The organism is Streptomyces sp. GSL17-111 (assembly GCF_037911585.1).
Taxonomy (GTDB): Bacteria; Actinomycetota; Actinomycetes; order Streptomycetales; family Streptomycetaceae; genus Streptomyces.
Genome location: NZ_JBAJNS010000001.1, coordinates 1,060,195 through 1,080,447, shown reverse-complemented (window position 1 = coordinate 1,080,447; position 20,253 = coordinate 1,060,195). Strand labels below are relative to the sequence as shown.

General features: G+C 73.4%; 18 protein-coding genes. 15 read left to right on the top strand and 3 right to left on the bottom strand.

What is annotated here, in order from left to right; all coding sequences use genetic code 11:
* Positions 1 to 2 precede the first annotated feature (2 nt).
* Positions 3 to 737 (bottom strand): response regulator transcription factor, encoded by a 735-nt coding sequence (locus V6D49_RS04505; RefSeq protein WP_340557320.1) that lies wholly within the window; start codon positions 735 to 737, stop codon positions 3 to 5.
* Between the two features lie 292 nt (positions 738 to 1,029).
* Between V6D49_RS04505 and V6D49_RS04500 the strand changes: the two genes are divergently transcribed.
* The 5 genes from V6D49_RS04500 to V6D49_RS04480 all read left to right on the top strand — a co-directional run bounded on the left by V6D49_RS04500 (position 1,030) and on the right by V6D49_RS04480 (position 6,101).
* Positions 1,030 to 1,815, top strand: coding sequence for an amino acid ABC transporter ATP-binding protein (locus V6D49_RS04500; protein WP_340557318.1), 786 nt, complete (start codon positions 1,030 to 1,032; stop codon positions 1,813 to 1,815).
* A gap of 44 nt (positions 1,816 to 1,859) precedes the next feature.
* Complete coding sequence (locus V6D49_RS04495) at positions 1,860 to 2,678, top strand: glutamate ABC transporter substrate-binding protein (protein ID WP_340557316.1); 819 nt, start codon at positions 1,860 to 1,862, stop codon at positions 2,676 to 2,678.
* 86 nt (positions 2,679 to 2,764) lie between these two features.
* Complete coding sequence (locus V6D49_RS04490) at positions 2,765 to 3,442, top strand: amino acid ABC transporter permease (RefSeq protein WP_340557313.1); 678 nt, start codon at positions 2,765 to 2,767, stop codon at positions 3,440 to 3,442.
* The gene (locus tag V6D49_RS04485; protein WP_340557311.1) at positions 3,439 to 4,353 is read left to right on the top strand and encodes an amino acid ABC transporter permease; all 915 of its coding nucleotides are present in this window, start codon (positions 3,439 to 3,441) and stop codon (positions 4,351 to 4,353) included. Before V6D49_RS04490 ends, V6D49_RS04485 begins: the two co-directional genes overlap by 4 nt.
* A 170-nt stretch (positions 4,354 to 4,523) precedes the next feature.
* Positions 4,524 to 6,101, top strand: coding sequence for an FAD-dependent monooxygenase (locus V6D49_RS04480; RefSeq protein ID WP_340557309.1), 1,578 nt, complete (start codon positions 4,524 to 4,526; stop codon positions 6,099 to 6,101).
* Here V6D49_RS04480 and V6D49_RS04475 read toward each other — a convergent pair.
* Positions 6,091 to 7,086: a TAXI family TRAP transporter solute-binding subunit gene (locus V6D49_RS04475; protein WP_340557307.1), complete on the bottom strand. Its 996-nt coding sequence runs from the start codon at positions 7,084 to 7,086 to the stop codon at positions 6,091 to 6,093. The genes V6D49_RS04480 and V6D49_RS04475 overlap by 11 nt on opposite strands.
* Positions 7,087 to 7,179: 93 nt before the next feature.
* On the opposite strand from V6D49_RS04475, the gene miaB reads away from it, so the two are divergent.
* Together miaB and V6D49_RS04465 are read left to right on the top strand one after the other, a co-directional pair.
* Positions 7,180 to 8,661, top strand: coding sequence for a tRNA (N6-isopentenyl adenosine(37)-C2)-methylthiotransferase MiaB (gene miaB / locus V6D49_RS04470; protein ID WP_340557306.1), 1,482 nt, complete (start codon positions 7,180 to 7,182; stop codon positions 8,659 to 8,661).
* Between the two features lie 132 nt (positions 8,662 to 8,793).
* Positions 8,794 to 9,501 (top strand): class III extradiol dioxygenase subunit B-like domain-containing protein, encoded by a 708-nt coding sequence (locus V6D49_RS04465; RefSeq protein ID WP_340557305.1) that lies wholly within the window; start codon positions 8,794 to 8,796, stop codon positions 9,499 to 9,501.
* A 78-nt stretch (positions 9,502 to 9,579) separates the two neighbouring features.
* Here the strand turns inward: V6D49_RS04465 and V6D49_RS04460 are convergent, their stop codons facing one another.
* Positions 9,580 to 9,840, bottom strand: coding sequence for an antitoxin (locus tag V6D49_RS04460; RefSeq protein WP_340557303.1), 261 nt, complete (start codon positions 9,838 to 9,840; stop codon positions 9,580 to 9,582).
* Positions 9,841 to 10,310: 470 nt separating this feature from the next.
* Here V6D49_RS04460 and miaA point away from each other — a divergent pair, with 470 nt between their 5' ends.
* The 8 genes from miaA to V6D49_RS04420 all read left to right on the top strand — a co-directional run bounded on the left by miaA (position 10,311) and on the right by V6D49_RS04420 (position 20,111).
* Positions 10,311 to 11,267, top strand: coding sequence for a tRNA (adenosine(37)-N6)-dimethylallyltransferase MiaA (gene miaA, locus V6D49_RS04455; RefSeq protein WP_340557302.1), 957 nt, complete (start codon positions 10,311 to 10,313; stop codon positions 11,265 to 11,267).
* A gap of 224 nt (positions 11,268 to 11,491) precedes the next feature.
* A complete protein-coding gene (locus tag V6D49_RS04450) occupies positions 11,492 to 11,911 on the top strand; it encodes a hypothetical protein (RefSeq protein ID WP_340563677.1) in 420 nt (139 codons plus the stop codon).
* 98 nt (positions 11,912 to 12,009) lie between these two features.
* Positions 12,010 to 12,897 (top strand): diaminopimelate epimerase, encoded by an 888-nt coding sequence (gene dapF / locus V6D49_RS04445; protein WP_340557300.1) that lies wholly within the window; start codon positions 12,010 to 12,012, stop codon positions 12,895 to 12,897.
* 222 nt (positions 12,898 to 13,119) lie between these two features.
* The gene (locus V6D49_RS04440; RefSeq protein WP_340557298.1) at positions 13,120 to 15,180 is read left to right on the top strand and encodes a RelA/SpoT family protein; all 2,061 of its coding nucleotides are present in this window, start codon (positions 13,120 to 13,122) and stop codon (positions 15,178 to 15,180) included.
* 140 nt (positions 15,181 to 15,320) lie between these two features.
* Positions 15,321 to 16,817: a M1 family metallopeptidase gene (locus tag V6D49_RS04435; RefSeq protein ID WP_340557296.1), complete on the top strand. Its 1,497-nt coding sequence runs from the start codon at positions 15,321 to 15,323 to the stop codon at positions 16,815 to 16,817.
* Between the two features lie 170 nt (positions 16,818 to 16,987).
* Positions 16,988 to 18,475 carry a GTPase HflX gene (gene hflX, locus V6D49_RS04430; protein ID WP_340563675.1) on the top strand — a complete coding sequence of 496 codons (1,488 nt, stop codon included), beginning with the start codon at positions 16,988 to 16,990 and terminating at the stop codon, positions 18,473 to 18,475.
* A 436-nt stretch (positions 18,476 to 18,911) separates the two neighbouring features.
* Positions 18,912 to 19,442, top strand: a complete 531-nt coding sequence (locus tag V6D49_RS04425; RefSeq protein WP_340557294.1) for a hypothetical protein — start codon at positions 18,912 to 18,914, stop codon at positions 19,440 to 19,442.
* Positions 19,443 to 19,496: 54 nt separating this feature from the next.
* The gene (locus tag V6D49_RS04420; protein WP_340557292.1) at positions 19,497 to 20,111 is read left to right on the top strand and encodes a hypothetical protein; all 615 of its coding nucleotides are present in this window, start codon (positions 19,497 to 19,499) and stop codon (positions 20,109 to 20,111) included.
* Positions 20,112 to 20,253 lie beyond the last annotated feature (142 nt).

Genomic DNA, 20,253 nt, shown 5'->3' with positions numbered 1-20,253 from the left:
CGTTACCGGGGCGGGTCGTCTGGCACCGACAGCCGGTAGCCGACGCCGCGCACGGTCTCGATGAGTGCCGGCAGGCCGAGCTTGGACCGCAGCGAGGCCACGTGCACTTCGAGCGTGCGGCCGGTGCCCTCCCAGCTGGTCCGCCACACCTCGCTGATGATCTGTTCCCGCCGGTAGACGACGCCCGGGCGCTGGGCGAGCAGCGCCAGCAGGTCGAACTCCTTGCGGGTGAGGGCGACGGCCTCGCCCGCGACCGTGACGCGGCGTCCGGCGGTCTCGATCAGCACCGGCCCGAGCCGCAGCCCGGGGTCCGCCTCCCGCTCGCCCTCCCCGGCGGCGGCGAGGGAGGGCGCGGGCCCCTCACCGTGGGCCGTCCGGCGGCTGACGGCGTGGATGCGGGCGAGGAGTTCCCCGGTGTCGTAGGGCTTCACGACGTAGTCGTCGGCCCCGAGGTTGAGCCCGTGGACGCGCGAACGCACGTCGGCGCGGGCTGTCACCATGATCACGGGGACGGCGGTGCAGCGCCGGATACGGCCGCAGACCTCGAAGCCGTCCTGGTCGGGAAGGCCGAGGTCGAGCAGGACCACGTCGAAGGACGTGCCGCCTTCGGAGGGCAGGACCTGCTCCAGGGCCTCCGCGCCGCTGCGCGCGTGGACGACGGTGAAGCCGTGCCGGGCGAGCACGGCGGACAGCGCGGCGGCGACGTGGTCGTCGTCCTCGACGAGCAGCACGCGCATACCGCCTCCGTCCCTGTGCTCATCGTGTGCCTACGCGGCCCCCATTGTCCCGCCGAACGCCTCGGGGGGAAGCCCGCCTGCATCCACGCCGACGGCGACGCCGCACGTCAAGGCGGTTCCGGGCCGCCGGGCGTTCCGTTATGCAGCCGGTACGCGGCCGTGCGGCCCCCTCACGCACCGTCGTGGCGCGTGGCTGGATCGTTATGCTCAAGTTCCGCTCAGATGTGATGACGCTGCTCCGAGCCGGTCACTAAGGTCCCACCAACCGACGAGGACGGAGCGAGTGACGCCGATGAGCGCAGTATCGGTGACCAAGGACGCCGGAGGCACGGCGGACCCGGCGGAACCCCTGGTCGTACTGGACAACGTCAACAAGCACTTCGGCGCGTTGCACGTGCTCCAGGACATCGACCTGACCATCGCCCGGGGCGAAGTGGTCGTCGTGATCGGTCCTTCCGGGTCCGGCAAGTCCACCCTGTGCCGCACCATCAACCGCCTGGAGACGATCGACTCGGGGTCGATCAGCATCGACGGGAAGCCGCTCCCTGCCGAGGGCAAGGAACTGGCCAGGTTGCGCGCGGACGTGGGCATGGTCTTCCAGTCGTTCAACCTCTTCGCCCACAAGACGGTCCTGCAGAACGTCACGCTGGGTCAGACGAAGGTGCGCAGGACGCCGAAGGCCGAGGCCGAGGAACGGGCCCGCGCCCTGCTGGACCGGGTCGGCGTGGGCAACCAGGCCGACAAGTACCCCGCCCAGCTCTCCGGCGGCCAGCAGCAGCGCGTGGCCATCGCCCGCGCCCTGGCCATGGAGCCGAAGGTGATGCTCTTCGACGAGCCGACCTCCGCGCTCGACCCCGAGATGATCAACGAGGTCCTCGAGGTCATGCAGCAACTGGCCCGGGACGGCATGACGATGGTCGTCGTCACCCACGAGATGGGCTTCGCCCGGTCCGCGGCGAACCGCGTGGTCTTCATGGCCGACGGGCGGATCGTCGAGGAGGCGACGCCGGACCAGTTCTTCAGCAACCCGCGCAGCGACCGGGCGAAGGACTTCCTCTCGAAGATCCTCGCGCACTGAACGACCGTACGGGCCCCGCCCACCACTTCACCAAGGGAAACCACATGAGATTCCGCAAGACCGGTGCCGCCGTCGCCGCCGCGCTCGCCCTCGCCGTCTCCGCCACCGCCTGTGGCGGGGACAGCGGGAGTGACGACACGATCACGATCGGCATCAAGTTCGACCAGCCGGGTCTCGGCCTGAAGACGCCGGACGGCGCCTACGAGGGCTTCGACGTCGATGTGGCGACGTACGTCGCCAAGGAGCTCGGCTACGAGGCCGAGGACATCGAGTGGAAGCAGTCGCCGAGCCCGGAGCGGGAGAACCTGCTCAGCCGTGGTGACGTGGACATGATTGCGGCCACGTACTCCATCACCGACGAGCGCAAGGAGAAGGTCAGCTTCGCCGGCCCCTACCTCATCGCGCACCAGGACCTGCTGATCCGCTCGGACGAGACGGCGATCACCGACGCCTCGGACCTGAACGACAAGAACCTCTGCTCGGTCGGTGGTTCGACGTCCGCGCAGAACGTCAAGAACGAGCTGGCACCCGAGGCCGAGCTGCAGGAGTTCGACACCTACTCCAAGTGCCTGGACGGCCTCAGCAAGGGCACCGTCGACGCGCTGACCACGGACGACGCCATCCTGGCCGGGTACGCCGCGCAGGAGAACTACGAGGGTCAGTTCAAGCTCGCCGGCCTCAGCCTGAGCGACGAGAACTACGGCATCGGCCTGAAGAAGGGCGACACCGAGATGCAGGAGAAGGTCAACGCGGCCCTGGAGAAGATGGTCGAGGACGGCTCCTGGAAGGAGGCCGTGGACAAGCACTTCGGCCCGGCCGGCTACGACCCGGGCGAGGCTCCGGAGATCACCGAGAAGAGCTGACCCGGCGGCGGTCAGACAAAGCCACGGGGCGCGTCGGATTCCGCCCGGCGCGCCCCGCCTTCCATGAGGTGAGAGCGCGGTAGACAGTGTTCGATTTCCTTGATTCGCCTCAGTACAACCTGCTCGGGGCGTTCTGGCTGACGGTGCAGCTCACCGTCTTCTCCGGGATCGGAGCCCTGGTCTGGGGCACGGTCCTGGCCGGTATGCGGGTCAGCCCCGTCCCGGTGATGCGGGCCTTCGGCACGGCGTACGTGAACGTCGTGCGGAACACCCCGCTGACGCTCATCATCGTCTTCACGTCCCTCGGCCTGTACAACTCGCTCGGCATCACGCTGGGTGCCGAGGGCGATATCGAATCGATCAACTTCCGGCTGGCCGTCCTGGGGCTGGCCGCCTACACGGCGACCTTCGTCTGCGAGGCGCTGCGGTCGGGGATCAACACCGTCGGCCTCGGCCAGGCGGAGGCGGCCCGCGCGCTGGGTCTCAGCTTCTTCCAGGTGCTGTGGTCGATCGTGCTGCCGCAGGCCTTCCGTTCGGTGGTGGCGCCACTGGCGAACGTCCTCATCGCCCTCACCAAGAACACGACGGTCGCCGCGGCCATCGGTGTCGCCGAGGCGGCGTTGCTGATGAAGGAGATGATCGAGAATGAGTCCGACGCGATCCTGCTGGTCTTCGCGGTGTTCGCCTTCGGGTTCATCGTGCTCACCCTTCCCACCGGCCTGGTGCTCGGCTGGCTCAGCAAGCGCGTGGCGGTGAAGCGATGAGTTCCGTCCTGTACGACACGCCGGGGCCGCGTGCCAAGGTCCGCAACGTCCTCTACACGGTCGGGTTCCTCGTCGTGCTCGGCGCCGCGCTCTACTGGGTGCTGCGGACGCTGGGTGACGCGGGGGAGCTGGAGGCCGACAAGTGGTCCCCGTTCTTCACCGACTCGCGGGTGTGGACGACGTTCCTGCTGCCCGGGCTGGTCAACACCCTGAAGGCGGCGGCTCTCGCGATGGCCATCGCGCTGCCGCTGGGCGCCGTGCTCGGCATCGCGCGACTCTCGGACCACGCCTGGGTCCGCAGCACCGCGGGCGCGATCGTGGAGTTCTTCCGAGCCATTCCGGTGCTGCTCCTCATGGTCTTCGCGAACGAGGCCTACGCGATGTGGACGAACGTCGACTCCGACGTCCGGCCGCTGTACGCGGTCGTCACCGGCCTGGTGCTGTACAACGCCTCGGTGCTCGCCGAGGTCGTGCGGGCGGGCATCCTGTCCCTGCCGCGCGGCCAGACGGACGCCGCGCAGGCGATCGGGATGCGCAAGTGGCAGGTCATGACCTTCGTCCTGCTTCCGCAGGCGGTCACGGCGATGCTTCCGGCCATCGTCAGCCAGCTGGTCGTCATCGTGAAGGACACCGCGCTCGGTGGGGCGGTGCTCGGCTTCAGTGAGCTGCTGCGCCAAGGCGACCTGATCACGGTCAACTACTCGAACCCCATCGCCGCCTACCTCTTCGTCGGCGTGCTGTTCATCGTGCTCAACTTCGCCCTGACCAGTGGCGCGAGTTGGCTGGAACGGCGCATCCGGCAGGGCCGCAAGTCCTCCGGCGCGGTCCTCGGCACCGAACAGCTGGAGGAGCTGGAGAACGTCGGCCCCGAGCCGGTGACGGAGCGGGGCGGGCAGACCGACCGGACCTGAGGGGTTCCGTCCCCTCCACGCAACCCGCTGCCCGGGCGGCCGTCACTTGACGGTTGCACGGGCAGTGGGTTGCATACGGGTGTGATCACGCACGGCGTCCGGCCCCCGGCCCCCACTCCCGTCCCCGTCGGGGACCCCCGGCACGGACCGAGGCGTCGGAACGGGGTGCGGTGGAGCCGGTGATCGTGGTCGGCGCGGGCCCGGTGGGGCTGGCGCTGGCGCTGGCGCTCGCACGGCACGAGGTGCCGTCGGTGCTGCTGGAGACGGGGGACGGGGAGGCGCCCGTCCGCCCGGCGCGCACCTGCGTCCTGCGGCCCGACACCGCCGCACTCGCCCAGCGGCTGGCCGGCCCGGCCGCGCTGCCGGGCACCCACTGGCGCGTCTGGCGCACGCTGCGCCGCCGTCAGTGCCTGGACCAGGAGGACTTCGCGCCGGGCGACGCGCCCTTCCACCTGCCGCAGCACACCCTGACCGGCGCGCTCACGGCCGCCGTGCGCGGCAGCGGGCTCGTCGACTTCGTCCCCGGCCGCCGTCTGACGGAGCTGGAGCAGCACGCCTCCGGCGTGCGGGCCCGTACCTCCGGCGGGCTGGGCGCCACGTGGTCGGGGAGCTACCTCGTCGGCTGCGACGGAGCCCGCTCGACCGTCCGCAAGCTGCTCGGCGTCCGCTTCCCGGGCCGGACGTCGGTCGAGCGCCGGGCGGTCGCCGCCCTGCGCGTGCCGCTGCCCTGGCCGGACGAGGCACTGCTGCACCGCGATCCGCCGGACGGCGCCGGCGAGGTCAGCGCCCGCTCGCTGCCCGGTGGCCGGTGGCGGCTGGACTGGCGGCTGCCGCCGCGCGGGGATCTCGTCACCCCCGAGGACCTGCTGCGGCGGATCGAGAGCACGCTGGCGGCCTGGTCGGAGGAGGCGGGGCCGCAGGACGGTACGCCCGCCTACGAGTTGCTGGACACCGGCGTCCACACGGCGCACCAGCGGCTGGCCCGCCGCTGGCGGTGCGGGCGCGCCTTCCTGGCCGGGGACGCCGCGCGGCTGCTGGGCGCGCTCGGCACCCAGAGTGTCGACGAGGGGCTGCGCGACGCCGACAACCTGGCCTGGAAGCTGGCCGTCGCCTGGCACGGCAAGGGCGGTGCGGCGACGGACGCGCTGCTGGACACCTACGAGAGCGAGCGGCGCGGCGTCTCGGTCGCCCGGCTGCGTGCCCTGGACCAGGCGCTGCCCCTGGTGCAGGGCGGCAGCGGTCTGCGTTCCCTCCTTCCCGGTGGCCGGGGGCCGCTCGGGCTGCTCACCGACGGCCACGCGGGCCGGGGCCCGCTGGGTGCGCCCGGGGCGTACGCGGCATCCCCGCTGACGTCGGCCGCCCTGCCGGGGATGCCGGTCTCCGCCGAGCTGGGACGGCCGGCCGCCGACGTTCCGGTGACCCCGCCGGGCGGGGAGCGGCAGCCGCTGCGCGGTCGGCTGGGCCGACGCCTGCTGGTGGTGCTCGTGGCGCCCGGCACGGGCGTGTGGGAGAGCCGGCACTGGCGGAACGCGGGCGTCATGCCTCAGCTCGCGGCGGCCGTGCGCGGGTTGCCGCTCCCCGCCGAACTGCTGGTCGCCGAGGCGTACCCGGGCGCCGAGGCGCACAGCGTCCTGCTGGTCCGTCCGGACGGGCACCTGGCGGCGGCGCTGCCGGGCGTGGACGCGGCGGCACTGCACGCGAGCGTCGTGCGGCTCGCCGGTGGTGACGGCGCGGACGTCAGGGCTTGACCGCGCGGTAGTAGCGCCTGGCCCCTTCGTGCAGGGGGAGCGGGTCGGTGTAGATGGCGGTGCGCAGGTCCACACGCTGGGCGGCGTGGACCTCGTGGGCGATGCGGTCCCGGCTGCGGATGAGGACGCGCGTCAGTCCGGCGGTCACGTCCGGGTCCACCCGCTGCGCCGTCACCAGCAGGTTGGCCACGGCGACCGTCTCCACCCCTTCGCCGCGCTGCACCTCGGGGTAGGCGTCGGCGGGCATGACGGCCGCGCGGTAGTGCCGGGCGACGGGGTCCTGGGCGTGCAGCGCGGGCACCAGGTCGCCCAGGCCGACGAGCCGGACGTCGCTGCGGGCGGCGAGGCTCTGGACGGCGCCGGTGGGCAGCCCTCCGCTCCAGAAGAAGGCGTCGAGCCGGCCGCCTTCGAGCATGCCCGGCATGGTGTCGATGCCCTCGTGCACGGTGGTCACGTCCCGGTCCGGGTCCAGCCCGGCGGCGGTGAGCAGCCGGCGGGCGATGGGCCGCACCCCGGACTCCAGCTCGCCGACCCCGACCCGCAGCCCCGCCAGGTCGGCGGCCGTGCGGACGGGGGAGTCGGCGGGAACGACGAGTTGGATGTAGTCGTCGTAGAGCCGTGCACAGGCCCGCAGCCGCGCGGCGTCCTCGCCGCCCGCACGGAGGTGGGCGGCGACGGCGTCGGCCTGGGCGATGGTGAAGTCCGCCTCGCCGGAGAGCACGCGCCGGATGTTCTCCACGGAGCCCTGGCTCGGCCGCAGCTCGATCTCCAGCTCCGGCAACTCCGTCCGCACGCGCTGCTCCAGCAGGGCGCCGTAGCGCTCGTAGACGCCCGTCGGCACCCCCGTGGCGAACGTGACCCGGCCGCCGGGGGCCGGGTCGTCGGCGGGCAGCAGCCACCACGCGAGCAGCGCGAGCGCGACCAGCGCGGCGGCGGCTTCGAGCGCCCGGCGCCGGCCGAGGCGGCGGATGCGGAGGGTGGCCATGGGCCGATCCTGCCATCCGCGCTCCGCCGGGCGGCAGGTACGTGCACCGGAGGGGCGGGGGGCTCGGGGGAACGCGTACCCTGGTCGACTGAGATGACTGCGAAGACTTATGAGCTGCGCACCTTCGGCTGCCAGATGAACGTCCACGACTCCGAGCGGATGGCCGGTCTGCTGGAGGACGCCGGCTATGTGCGCGCGCCCGAGGGGGCCGACGGCGCCGATGTCGTCGTCTTCAACACCTGTGCGGTGCGGGAGAACGCCGACAACCGGCTGTACGGGAACCTCGGTCAGCTGGCGCCCAGGAAGGCCGCCCGGCCCGGCATGCAGATCGCGGTGGGCGGGTGCCTGGCCCAGAAGGACCGCGACACGATCGTGAAGAAGGCGCCCTGGGTGGACGTCGTCTTCGGTACCCACAACGTCGGCAAGCTGCCGGTGCTGCTGGAGCGGGCCCGCGTGCGGCGGGAGGCGCAGGTCGAGATCGCCGAGTCGCTGGAGGCGTTCCCCTCCACCCTGCCCACGCGCCGGGAGTCGGCCTACGCGGCGTGGGTGTCGGTCTCCGTCGGGTGCAACAACACGTGCACGTTCTGCATCGTGCCGCAGCTGCGCGGCAAGGAGAAGGACCGCAGGACCGGCGACATTCTCGCCGAGATCGAGGCGCTGGTCTCCGAGGGCGTCATCGAGATCACCCTCCTCGGCCAGAACGTGAACGCCTACGGCAGCGACATCGGCGACCGGGAGGCGTTCGGCAAGCTGCTGCGTGCCTGCGGGGAGATCGAGGGGCTGGAGCGCGTCCGCTTCACCTCGCCCCACCCGCGTGACTTCACCGACGACGTCATCGCCGCCATGGCGGAGACGCCGAACGTCATGCCGCAGCTCCACATGCCGCTGCAGTCCGGCTCCTCCAAGGTGCTGAAGGACATGCGGCGCTCCTACCGGCAGGAGCGCTTCCTGAAGATCATCGAGAACGTGCGGGTGGCGATGCCGCAGGCGGCGATCTCGACGGACATCATCGTGGGCTTCCCCGGCGAGACCGAGGAGGACTTCCAGGAGACCCTGCACGTCGTCCGGGAGGCCCGCTTCGCGCAGGCGTTCACCTTCCAGTACTCCAAGCGTCCGGGCACCCCGGCCGCCGAGATGGACGGCCAGATCCCCAAGGCGGTCGTCCAGGAGCGCTATGAGCGCCTGGTGGCCCTCCAGGAGGAGATCTCCTGGGCCGAGAACAGGGCGCAGGTCGGCCGGACGTTGGAGGTGCTGGTCGCCGAGGGCGAGGGGCGCAAGGACGAGGCCACCCGACGGCTGTCCGGCCGGGCCGCCGACAACCGGCTGGTGCACTTCGCGCGTCCCGAGGAGCCGGTGCGCCCCGGCGACATGGTGAGCGTCGAGGTCACCTACGCCGCCCCCCACCACCTGCTGGCGGAGGGCCCGGCGCTCGCCGTCCGGCGCACGCGCGCCGGTGACGCCTGGGAGGCCCGCACCGCGGCACCCGCACCCTCGGGCGTCATGCTCGGTCTGCCCACGGTGGGAGCGCCCGCCGCGCAGCCCGCCGCGCAGGGCGACGGCTGCCGGGCCTGCTGACGGCGGGCCCCTCCGTCGCCGGGCGACGGGTCGGGGACGCCCCGTCGGGCGACGGACCGCACCCGTTGCCGAATATGCCGATCCGCGCCGGATACGGGGGCACGGCGTCCCCACGGCGCTAGGCTGCCGCCCATGCTTGCCGCTGCCGCCGCCTGCCCCTGCCCCCCACTGCTGGTGCCCGAGGTCGCCAAGGGCGCCGCACCCGAGATGGACGACGCCCGCGCCGCCTGCGCCGAGGCCCTGGACGCGCTGGCCGCCGCCCGCCCCGACCGCCTCGTCGTCGTCGGGCCCGCCAATCCGCTGGCCCGGGGGACGTACCCGCCGGGCAGCCGCGGCTCTTTCCACGGCTACGGCGTGGACCTCGCGGTCCCGCTCGGTCAGGGCGACGGCGGGGACCGCCGGCTGCCGCCCTCCCTGGCCGTGGCCGCCTGGCTCCTCGACCACCACGGCTGGCGGGCCGCCCCGGTCACGGGGCGCGGTGTGGCGGAGACGCTGACGCCCGAGCGGTGCGCCGCCACGGGCCGCGAGCTGGCCGGGGACGGCGACCGCGTCGCGCTGCTCGTCATGGGCGACGGCAGCGCCTGCCGCACGCTCAAGGCACCCGGCTACTTCGACGAGCGGGCCGCCGCGTTCGACGCGGAGGTCGCGCGGGCCCTCGGCGCCGCCGACACCGGGGCGCTGGCCGCCCTCGACCCCGAACTCGGCTACGAGCTCCAGGCCTCCGGCCGGGCCGGCTGGCAGGTGCTCGCCGCAGCCGCCGGACGGACCCGGCTCACCGGCAAGCTGCTCTACGACCGCGCGCCCTACGGCGTCGGATACCTCGTGGCGTGCTGGTCCTGACCCCGGATGTCCGCCGCGTCGGCCGCGTGACCCTGCTGGTCACTCGGCCGACACGGCGGACGGGGGACGTGGCGGACGTCAGCGCGGCCCGCCCGGCTGACCGCCGGGGCCCGGACCGCCGGGGCCGGGGTGACCGCCGGGGCCGCCCGGCCCGCGCCGCCGCTGTTCGTCGGCCAGCCGGTCCACGGCCTGGCGGGCCTTCTGGCTGCCCGTCCGCAACTGGCCGCTGTACTTGCCCTTGGTCTTCTTGTCGGCCATCTGCGCCGCTCTGTCGACGGCCTGGCCGACCTTGCTCTCATGCTTGACGAGCAACCCCTTGAGCTTGTCCAGCATGCTCATCGCAGTCACCTTCCTCGACGTCGGATCTCATGTACGGGCACCGTCGCCGCTTTCGGTGGCAGCGGCTTCACTGGCGGACTGCTGCTGGGGGATCTCCACGTCCTCCCGAGCCTCCCCCGGCGCGCCGTCCGTCCTCGTGGCAACGGCGGCGGGCCCCTCAGGGTTCCCCGCGCCGTCCTCGGACGTGTTCCCCCGGGGTTGCGCCGCACACGTGTCGGCGGCGTCGGCGCCCCCACTCCCGGCCGCTCCGGCGGCGGTTTCCTGCCCGGTGGCGTCGGGGGCATCGGCTCCCGCCCCGGACGACCCGTCGGTCGGCTTCCTGCGGAACCAGCTCAGTACGCCCATGACAACTCCCCATCGTGCGGGTGCGGCTCGCGCGCCACCACCTCTGTGAAGCGCAACGACGGTGCCCGGGTGGCGTCACGTCGCCCGTTCGTGAGGGGGCGGCCCGGTTTGGGAGACTGGCCGGTGTGAAGAGCCCCCCTCCCTCCCCCTCCGCCCCGCAGGTCGTCGCCGTGGTCGGCCCGACCGCCGCCGGCAAGTCCGACCTCGGCGTGGCGCTCGCCCGTGCGCTGGGCGGCGAGGTCGTCAACGCCGACTCGATGCAGCTCTACCGGGGCATGGACATCGGCACGGCCAAACTGACCCGGGAGGAGCGGCGGGGCGTTCCGCACCGGCTGCTCGACGTCTGGGACGTGACGGTCACCGCGAGCGTCGCGGAGTACCAGCGCCTGGCCCGGAAGGAGATCGACGGCCTGCTCGCGCGCGGCCGCACGCCGGTGCTCGTGGGCGGGTCCGGGCTGTACGTGCGCGGGGCGCTGGACGCGCTGGAGTTCCCCGGCACCGATCCGGCGGTACGGTCCCGGCTGGAGGCGGAGCTCGACGAGCACGGACCCGGGGAGCTGCACCGCCGCCTCGCCGCCGCCGACCCCGCCGCCGCGGCGGCCATCCTGCCCGGCAACGGCCGCCGGATCGTGCGCGCGCTGGAGGTCATCGAGATCACCGGGCGTCCCTTCACCGCGCAGTTGCCCGAGCCGGGCGCCCGGCGGGACGTGTACGACACGCTGTACGTCGGGGTCGACGTGCCCCGGCCCGAGTTGGACGAGCGGATCGCCCGCCGGGTGGACGTCATGTGGGAGGCGGGGCTGGTCGAGGAGGTCCGCGCGCTGGAGGCGGTGGGGCTCCGGGAGGGCCGGACGGCCTCCCGCGCCCTGGGGTACCAGCAGGTGCTGGCGGCGCTCGCCGGGGAGTGCGCCGAGGAGGACGCCCGCCGGGAGACGGTGCGGGCCACCAAGCGCTTCGCGCGGCGCCAGGACTCGTGGTTCCGCCGGGACGATCGCGTGCACTGGCTGAGCGGTGCGGCGGAGGACCGAGGCAGCCTCAACGGACACGCGCTGTCGCTGGTCGAACGGGCGGTCACAGCCTGATCACGTCATGGCATCGGGACGCCCGGAGAGCGCTGACCGGCAGGTCCGACGTGCCATCATCGACGCTCTAGCCGCAATGCCGTGGTGATTCGGGAGGGCACGTGGCGACGGATGCCGGCCCTCGTGGCGGCGACGAACCGGGACGGGAGCCGGGCCCCGCGACGCGGGTGCACGAGGGCTCCCGCGAGAGCGCGGTGACGTCCGCGCGCGTCGGGACCGACGGAATGTCCGGGACGGTCGAGGTGCCCGCGGCCCGGTTCGCGGTGGACGGCGTCCCCGACGACGGCGAAGGGGAGCCGTACCCCGAGGAGTCGTACGCGGAGCTGCGGCCACCGCGCCGGCTGCGACTGTGGCAGCTCGCCCCGATCGTCGGCCTCGCCGTGCTGGGCTCGCTGATGTTCGCCTTCCCCCTCGCCTTCGACATCGGCGACGGCGGCGCCGTCGTCGCGATGCTGGGCCTGCTGATCACCGGCTGCGCGGCGGGCTGGGGCCTGATGGCGGCGCGCCGCGTCGGGCACGCCTGGCCCGGCATGCCCGCCCGTGGCTCGGGGGAGCGCCCCGACTGGCGCGTCGTGACCCTGTACGCGTCGGTCTGCCTCGTGCTCGTCGCGCTGGCGGTGTGGCGGGTGGCCCGCCTCCGGTAGACCGACGGCCGCACCCGGCGACGGCACCGCCCCGGCGGCGTGCCCCGTGCGGTCGCGGCCGGGCGGTCGCGCCGTGCCGGCTCCCGTACGATCGCCGTGTGAGCACCGCACCGCAGCCCCCCGCCCCTCTGGTCTTCCTCAAGGGCCACGGCACCGAGAACGACTTCGTGATCCTGCCCGACCCCGAGGGGCTGGTGGAGCTGCCGGCCCGCACGGTGGCGCGGCTGTGCGACCGCCGGGCGGGTCTGGGTGCCGACGGGGTGCTGCACGTGGTGCGGTCCGCCGCGCACCCCGAGGCGCGGGCGATGGCGGCGACGGCCGAGTGGTTCATGGACTACCGCAACAGCGACGGCAGCATCGCCGAGATGTGCGGCAACGGCGTCCGGGTCTTCGCCCGCTACCTGCACCGCGCCGGCCTGGTGAAGGACGAGGCGTTCGCCGTCGCCACCCGGGCCGGTGTCCGGCACGTCCGGCTGGGGGAGGACGGACGGGTCACCGTCGGCATGGGCCGGGCGACGCTGCCGCCGCAGGAGGACGCGCCGGTCACCGTCACGGTGGGGGAGCGCACCTGGCCGGCCCGCAACGTGAACATGGGCAATCCGCACGCCGTCGCCTTCGTCGCCGACCTCGCGGACGCCGGGCACCTGCTGGAGGCCCCGCTCGTGGCTCCGGCGACCGCCTACCCGGAGGGCACGAACGTCGAGTTCGTCGTCGACCGTGGCCCCGGGCACGTCGCGCTGCGCGTGCACGAGCGCGGCTCGGGCGAGACCCGCTCCTGCGGCACGGGGGCCTGCGCCGTCATGGTCGCCGCCGCCCGCCGGGACGGGGCGGACCCCGCCGTGCGGGGCGTGCCGGTGACGTACACGGTGGACGTGCCGGGAGGGCGGCTGGAGATCACCGAGCGCCCCGACGGCGAGATCGAGATGACCGGCCCGGCCGTCATCGTCGCCGAGGGCCTCGTCGAGCCGGGCTGGCTCGCGGCCTAGGGTGCCGGGCTGGCTCGCGGCCTAGCGTGCCGCCGGTGCGTGCCTCAACTCGCCACGCGGGACGCGGGTATCGCCCGATGGGGTGATCCCTCCGTCGGGCGGCACCACCCACGGGGTGCCACGTGGTGAGGTCGGTAGCATCGAGCAACTGACGGTGCGACACCTGGACAGGGGGCTGCCTTGAGCGCGGTACGGGGCCTGAGAAAACTCAGCCGGGCTGCGATGAGCGGCTCCGCCCCGCGCGGCGGCCTCCCGGACGCCCTGGAGCACGTGGCCCAGGCCCACCGCGCCCACCACCCGCGCGCCGACCTCGCACCGCTGTGCCGGGCCTACCTCCTGGCCGAGTCCTCGCACCGTGGGCAGATGCGCAAGAGCGGCGAACCGTACATCACGCACCCGCTGGCCGTGACCCTCATCCTGGCGCAGCTCGGCGCGGAGACGACGACGCTGACGGCGTCGCTGCTGCACGACACGGTGGAGGACACCGACGTCACGCTGGACCAGGTGCGCGCCGAGTTCGGCGCCGAGGTGGCCTACCTCGTGGACGGCGTCACCAAACTCGAGAAGGTCGACTACGGCGCCGCCGCCGAGCCGGAGACGTTCCGCAAGATGCTCGTCGCCACCGGCAACGACGTCCGCGTCATGACCGTCAAGCTCGCCGACCGGCTGCACAACATGCGCACCCTCGGCGTCATGCGGCCGGAGAAGCAGGCCCGGATCGCCAAGGTGACGCGGGACGTGCTCATCCCGCTCGCCGAACGGCTCGGCGTCCAGGCACTCAAGACGGAGCTGGAGGACCTGGCGTTCCAGATCCTCCACCCGGAGAGCTACGCGCACACCCGGGAGATCATGCGGGCCCACACGGCCGGGCCCGATCCGCTCCGGGCCGTCGCCGACGCCGTGCGCGGCGTGCTGCGGGACTCCCCGGTCAGCGCCGAGGTGCAGATCCGGCCGCGGCACGCCCTGTCCGTGCACCGCGCCGTGATGAAACGCGGGCCGCTGGGCCCCTGCGACTTCGGACGGCTCCTCATCCTCGTCGAGGACGACGCCGACTGCTACGCCGTGCTCGGGGAGCTGCACACCTGCTTCACCCCGGTGATCTCCGAGTTCAAGGACTTCATCGCGGTCCCGAAGTTCAACCTCTACCAGTCCCTGCACACGGCGTTCGCCGACACGGAGGGCCGGGTGGCGGAGGTTCTGATCCGCACCCACCGCATGCACCGGGTCGCCGAGGCGGGCGTCATCGCGCTCGGCGACCCGCATCGCCGCGCTCCCGTCGAGGGCGCCGACGACGCCGAGGGCACCGCCGACGGGTCGGCCGGGGCGCGTGGCAGCGAGGCGGAGCGGGCCGACCCGACCAGGCCGGGCTGGTTGTCCCGGCTGCTGGAGTGGCAGAGCGACGCCCCCGACCCCGACACGTTCTGGGCCCACCTGCGGGAGGACCTGGCGCAGGACCGTGAGGTCACCGTCTTCTGCGGCGGCGGCACCCTGCACCTCCCCGCCGGGGCCACCTGCCTCGACGCCGCCTACGCGCGGTACGGGCCCCGGGCGCACACCTGCATCGGGGCCCGCGTCGACGGACGGCTCACCACGCTCGGCACCGTCCTGCGGGACGGGGACGCCCTCCACCTGCTGCTCGCCCCGGAGGGCGCCTCGGGGCCCTCCCCGGACTGGCTCGAACACGTCCGCACGCCCGCCGCGCGGATCGCCGTCCGCCGGTGGCTGGAGGCCCACCCCGAAGGCAGCGCCCCGGCCGAGGCCGCGCCCGGGCCGGTGGCGGACGCGTCCGGGCCGGGTGGTGCCGGGCGTCCGTCGCCCGCTCCCGGTGCGGAGCGGGCCGCCGTGGCGGTGGACCTGCCGGACCGCCCGGTGCGGCTCGCCCGGTGCTGCACGCCGGTGCCCCCCGACCCGGTCACGGGCTTCCCGGTACGCGGCGGCGCCGTCACCGTGCACCGCGACGCCTGCGCCGTCGCGGGGCGGATGACGGCGGCGGGGCGCCGGCCCGTTCCCGTCCGCTGGGAGGCCGGCGGAGGCGGGTGCCGGGTGACGCTGCTGGCCGAGGCGTTCGGACGGCCCCGGTTGCTGGCCGACCTGACCGAGGCCATCGCCGTGCAGGGCGCCGCCGTCATCTCCGCCGACGTCGAGCCGCCGCGGGAGCAGCGGGTGCGGCACCGGTACACGCTGCGGCTGCCGGACGCCACGGCGCTGCCGGCCCTCATGCGGGCCATGCGCGGCGTGCCGGGCGTCTACGACGTGGTCCGCGCCACCCGTCCCGTGGTGTGAGGCGACCGGTCCGAGGCGATCCGACCTGCCGTCCGTGGCCGTTGCGGGCGCACCCGGCGGTTGCGGTATGACCATCCGATCGGGTGGCCCGGTGATGCGCCGTCACCGAAGCGGCCGCTCCGGCTGGTACCTGATGGATCATGACCTCCCCCAGCCCGTACCCGGCCCCCCGGACCCCACGCCCCCGACCCGCCCGTGCCCGCCTGCGGTCCCGGCTCACCGCCACCGCCGCCGTAGCCGTCTCGCTCGGCCTCGTCGCCTCCGCGCCGCAGCCCGAGGCGCTGGGCATCGGCGACCGCCTCTTCCCCACGCTCGGGAACCCCGGCTACGACGTCCTGCGCTACGCCATCGACCTCCGCTACGGCGGGGACAACACCCGTCCCCTGGAGGCCGGGACGCACATCACCGCCCGCGTCACCGGTGATCGGCTGGAACGGCTCAACCTGGACTTCGCCAACGGCACGGTGCGCGAGGCCCGCATCGACGGCGAGCGGGTGCCGTGGACGTCGGTGGGGGAGGACATCGTCCTCAGCCCCGACCGGGAGCTCAAGCGGGGCGACGTCGTGCGCATCGACGTCCGGCACACCAGCCCCACCTCCGGAGCCCGGCCCAGCGGCTGGATCAGGACCGAGCGGGACGGGCTGGTGATGGCCAACCAGGCCGACGCCGCGCACCGCGTCTTCCCGGCCAACGACCACCCGTCCGACAAGGCGCAGTTCACCTTCCGCATCACCGCTCCGACGGGCTTCACCGCCGTGGCCAGCGGGCGCCGGGCCGGTGAGCGGACGCACGGCGACACCGTCACCCGTACCTACCGGACCGTCCGCCCGATGGCCACCGAGCTCGCGCAGGTCGCCATCGGCCGGTCCGTCGTCGTCCGGGACGAGGGGCCGGGCGGCCTGCCGCTGCGCCACGTCGTGCCCGAACAGCACCGGGCGGCGCTGGAGCCCTGGCTGGAGAGGACGCCGGAGCACCTGAGGTGGATGCGGGAGAAGGTGGGCGCCTACCCCTTCGAGAACTACGGCCTGCTCGTGGCCGAGGCCGACCTCGGCTTCGCCCTGGAGACGCAGACCCTGTCGCTGTTCTCCGTCGACTTCCTGACCAACCCCCGCTACCCCGCCTGGCACCGGGAGGCCGTCATGATCCACGAACTGGCCCACCACTGGTACGGCAACAGCGTCAGCCCGCGCCGGTGGGACGACCTGTGGCTCAGCGAAGGGCACGCCACCTGGTACGAGTGGCGCTGGGCCGCCGAACACGGCGGCCCGTCGCTGGCCCGGCTCGCCCGCAAGGCGTACGAGGCGTCCGACGCCTGGCGCCGCGACTACGGGCCGCCCGCGCGGATCCACCGGCCCGAGGACGACGACAAGCTCGGCATCTTCCGTCCCGTCGTCTACGAGGGTTCGGCCGTCGCCCTCTACGCCCTGCACCAGAGGATCGGTGCGCGGGCGTTCGACGAGCTCCAGCGGACGTGGGTCGAGCGGCACGCCCACGGCGTCGCCTCCACCGCGGACTTCGTCGCGCTCGCGAGCGAGGTCGCCGGGGAGGACCTCACCGCGTTCCTGCACGCCTGGCTGTACGGCGAGCGCACCCCGCCCATGCCCGGGCACCCGGACTGGCGCGGCACGGCGCGCTGACCGCGCGTCTCGGTGGATACTCACGTGACGCCGCCGCCCGGCCGTGCCACCATTTCCCCCGAGGGCCTGGGCCCGCCCCGCGCGCCCGCCCCTCAGCCCTCGGGGGAATGAACGCCGACCGTCGTGCGTTGGTGCCTACCGAGGTCCATTCCATCGACGTGAGGACACCCTTGACCTTCTCTTCTTCTCTTCCGCACCTCGGCCAGCGCAACGACCCGACCACGCGCCGTGCTGACGCCCTGATGGAGGAGGACGTCGCATGGAGCCACGAGATCGACGGGGAGCGTGACGGCGAGCAGTTCGACCGCTCGGACCGGGCGGCGCTGCGCCGCGTCGCCGGCCTCTCCACCGAGCTCCAGGACGTCACGGAGGTCGAGTACCGGCAGCTGCGCCTGGAGCGCGTCGTCCTCGTGGGCGTCTGGACGTCCGGCACGGCACAGGACGCGGAGAACTCGCTGGCCGAGCTCGCCGCGCTCGCCGAGACCGCCGGCGCCGAGGTGCTCGACGGCGTCATCCAGCGCCGTGACAAGCCCGACCCGGCCACCTACATCGGCTCCGGCAAGGCCGAGGAGCTGCGCGACATCGTGCTCGAGACCGGCGCCGACACCGTCGTGTGCGACGGTGAGCTCAGCCCCGGGCAGCTCATCCACCTGGAGGACGTCGTCAAGGTCAAGGTGGTCGACCGCACCGCCCTGATCCTCGACATCTTCGCCCAGCACGCCAAGTCCCGCGAGGGCAAGGCTCAGGTCTCGCTCGCCCAGATGCAGTACATGCTGCCCCGGCTCCGTGGCTGGGGTCAGTCGCTGTCCCGGCAGATGGGCGGCGGTGGCTCCGGCTCGTCCGGCGGCGGCATGGCCACCCGTGGCCCCGGTGAGACCAAGATCGAGACCGACCGCCGGCGCATCCGCGAGAAGATGGCGAAGATGCGCCGCGAGATCGCGGAGATGAAGACGGGCCGCGAGGTCAAGCGGCAGGAACGGCGACGCAACCAGGTGCCGTCCGTGGCCATCGCCGGCTACACCAACGCGGGCAAGTCCTCCCTGCTCAACCGACTCACCGGCGCCGGCGTCCTGGTGGAGAACGCCCTGTTCGCCACCCTGGACCCGACGGTCCGCCGGGCCGAGACGCCCAGCGGACGGCAGTACACCCTGGCCGACACCGTCGGCTTCGTCCGGCACCTGCCGCACCACCTGGTGGAGGCGTTCCGCTCCACGATGGAGGAGGTCGGTGACTCCGACCTGATCCTGCACGTGGTCGACGGCGCCCACCCGGTCCCCGAGGAGCAGCTCGCCGCCGTACGGGAGGTGATCCGCGACGTCGGCGCCACGGACGTGCCGGAGATCGTCGTGATCAACAAGGCCGACGTCGCCGACCCGCTCGTCATCCAGCGGCTGCTGCGCAACGAGCAGCACGCCCTCGCCGTCTCCGCCCACTCCGGCGCGGGTATCGAGGAGCTGCTCGCGCTGATCGACGCCGAGCTGCCCCGCCCCGCCGTGGAGGTGGAGGTCCTGGTGCCCTACACCGAGGGCGGCCTCGTCTCCCGCGTGCACACCGAGGGCGAGCTGCTGTCCGAGGAGCACACGGAGACGGGCACGCTGGTCAGGGCCCGCGTCCACGACGAGCTGGCGGCGGCCCTGCGCCCCTACGCGGCGGCCTGACGGGCGGGCGGCGCGCTCACAGGGCGTGCCGCCGCAGCCGCTTCTCCTCGGTGAGTGGTGTGCATCGTGAAGTTGCTGGTCACGGGTCTGGTGTGAGGAACGGGAGAGCTACTCGCGCTGGTCGGCGGCCGGTGTCCACGGTGAAGATCGTCTGACTGGTCGGCCGGGGCGGTTCTCGGGTTCTGCTGCGCCTGCCGGGAGGGCCCGCCTGGCACCCTGACCGACGCACTGGCCCGCCGGGACGCACTGCGCCTGCGGCGCGCCGTACTCACCGCCGCGGCGGACGCCACACCTGACGGGACGCGCCAACTGAAGTGCTCCGATCGATTGAGGCGCGATCCGGACCCGGCCGTTACCGGCCCGTTAGTCGCACCGTGCAGGCTTTTGCCGCATGTATCCACCCCGCCGCCCTGCCGCCATTTCAGCGCGTCTCTGCGTGGTTGCCCTGCTGCTCACGGCTGCGGGGTGCGGCACGGACTCCGATCCGGCCGGCTCCGGCACCACTGGCTCCGCCGGCACGGTGGAATCCGGCGGCCAGGGCGCCCCGCCGAAGGCCGTTGCGGGCTCCCTCACTTGGGAGTTCGAGTACATCGCGGACTTCAGCGGAAAGCTCGCCGATGTTGCCGTCCTGGCCGAGGACGACATCTGGGCGGTCGGGACCGAGAACAACGGCAAGGTCAACGCCCACCTGCTCCACTACGACGGTACGCAGTGGAAGCGCGAGCCCCTTCCCGAAGCTCTCGGCACCACCGACTCCCCGCCACTGTTCGAAGAAGTCGGCGAGAAAGCACTGTGGCTGCGGCCGCAGACCTCCGCACAGCGCACCGGCGTGAACCCCTGGGCACAGTGGGACGGCACCCGCTGGTCCGCGGTGCCGAACCCCCCGCCAGGCAAAGTCAGGGACTTCGAGGCCGCGGGCCCGGACGACATCTGGGCCCTCGACGGCGAGCGGATCGCCCAGCACTGAGACGGCACGTCCTGGACCACGACCCGGCTGCCGTACGGCGCCTCCGACCTCGCCGTGGCGGGACCGGACGACGTCTGGGCGGTCGGCAGCCGCTCGACCGGGCCGGGCACCGAGCGGGGCCACGGCGAGCGGTACAGCCAGCCCGCCTCGATGCACTGGGACGGCACGTCCTGGACGTCGGTGGAGACTCCACAGGCCCGCTTCGAGGAGCCGATCCCGCCGGAGCCCGGCGCCAGCCTCGGTCAGGTCTTCGCGCTCGACAGCGGTGAGGTGCGCGCGTACGGCAAGAACACCTTCAACCACGGAGAGGTCGAGGACGAACCCGCGGACGAGTACATCCGGCTGCGCTGGGACGGCTCGAAGTGGGTCGAGCAGCCGCCCGCGCCCGGCGGGTGCACTCTGCGGATCCCGGTGGGTCAGGACGACGAGGGCCTGTTCCTCAGCGGCAACTGGTACCTGACCGACGACGGCCGGTGTGTGAAGATCAAGCGCCCCCGCCTGCCGCTGTCGACCGGTGCCCGCAAGGGGTCGAACCAGTCGCTGTGGCTGGAGGAGATCCACCGAGTGCCCGGCACCGACGACTGGCTGGGGGCCGGACACGTCCAGGTCAACCAGTCCGGCGATCCCTTCGGCGCCCCCGTCGTCGTACGCCTGAAGCGCGGCGGCTGACCTTCTCGGCCGGCAACCGGCCGATACGCGCCGCCACCGGCACGGCCACGAAAGGCCGGCGCGCCCGCGGAGACCCGCACCAGGTCCCCGGGCACCGGATCGGCGGAGGGCACCGACCGGTCACGGCCGCCGCGTACCACGA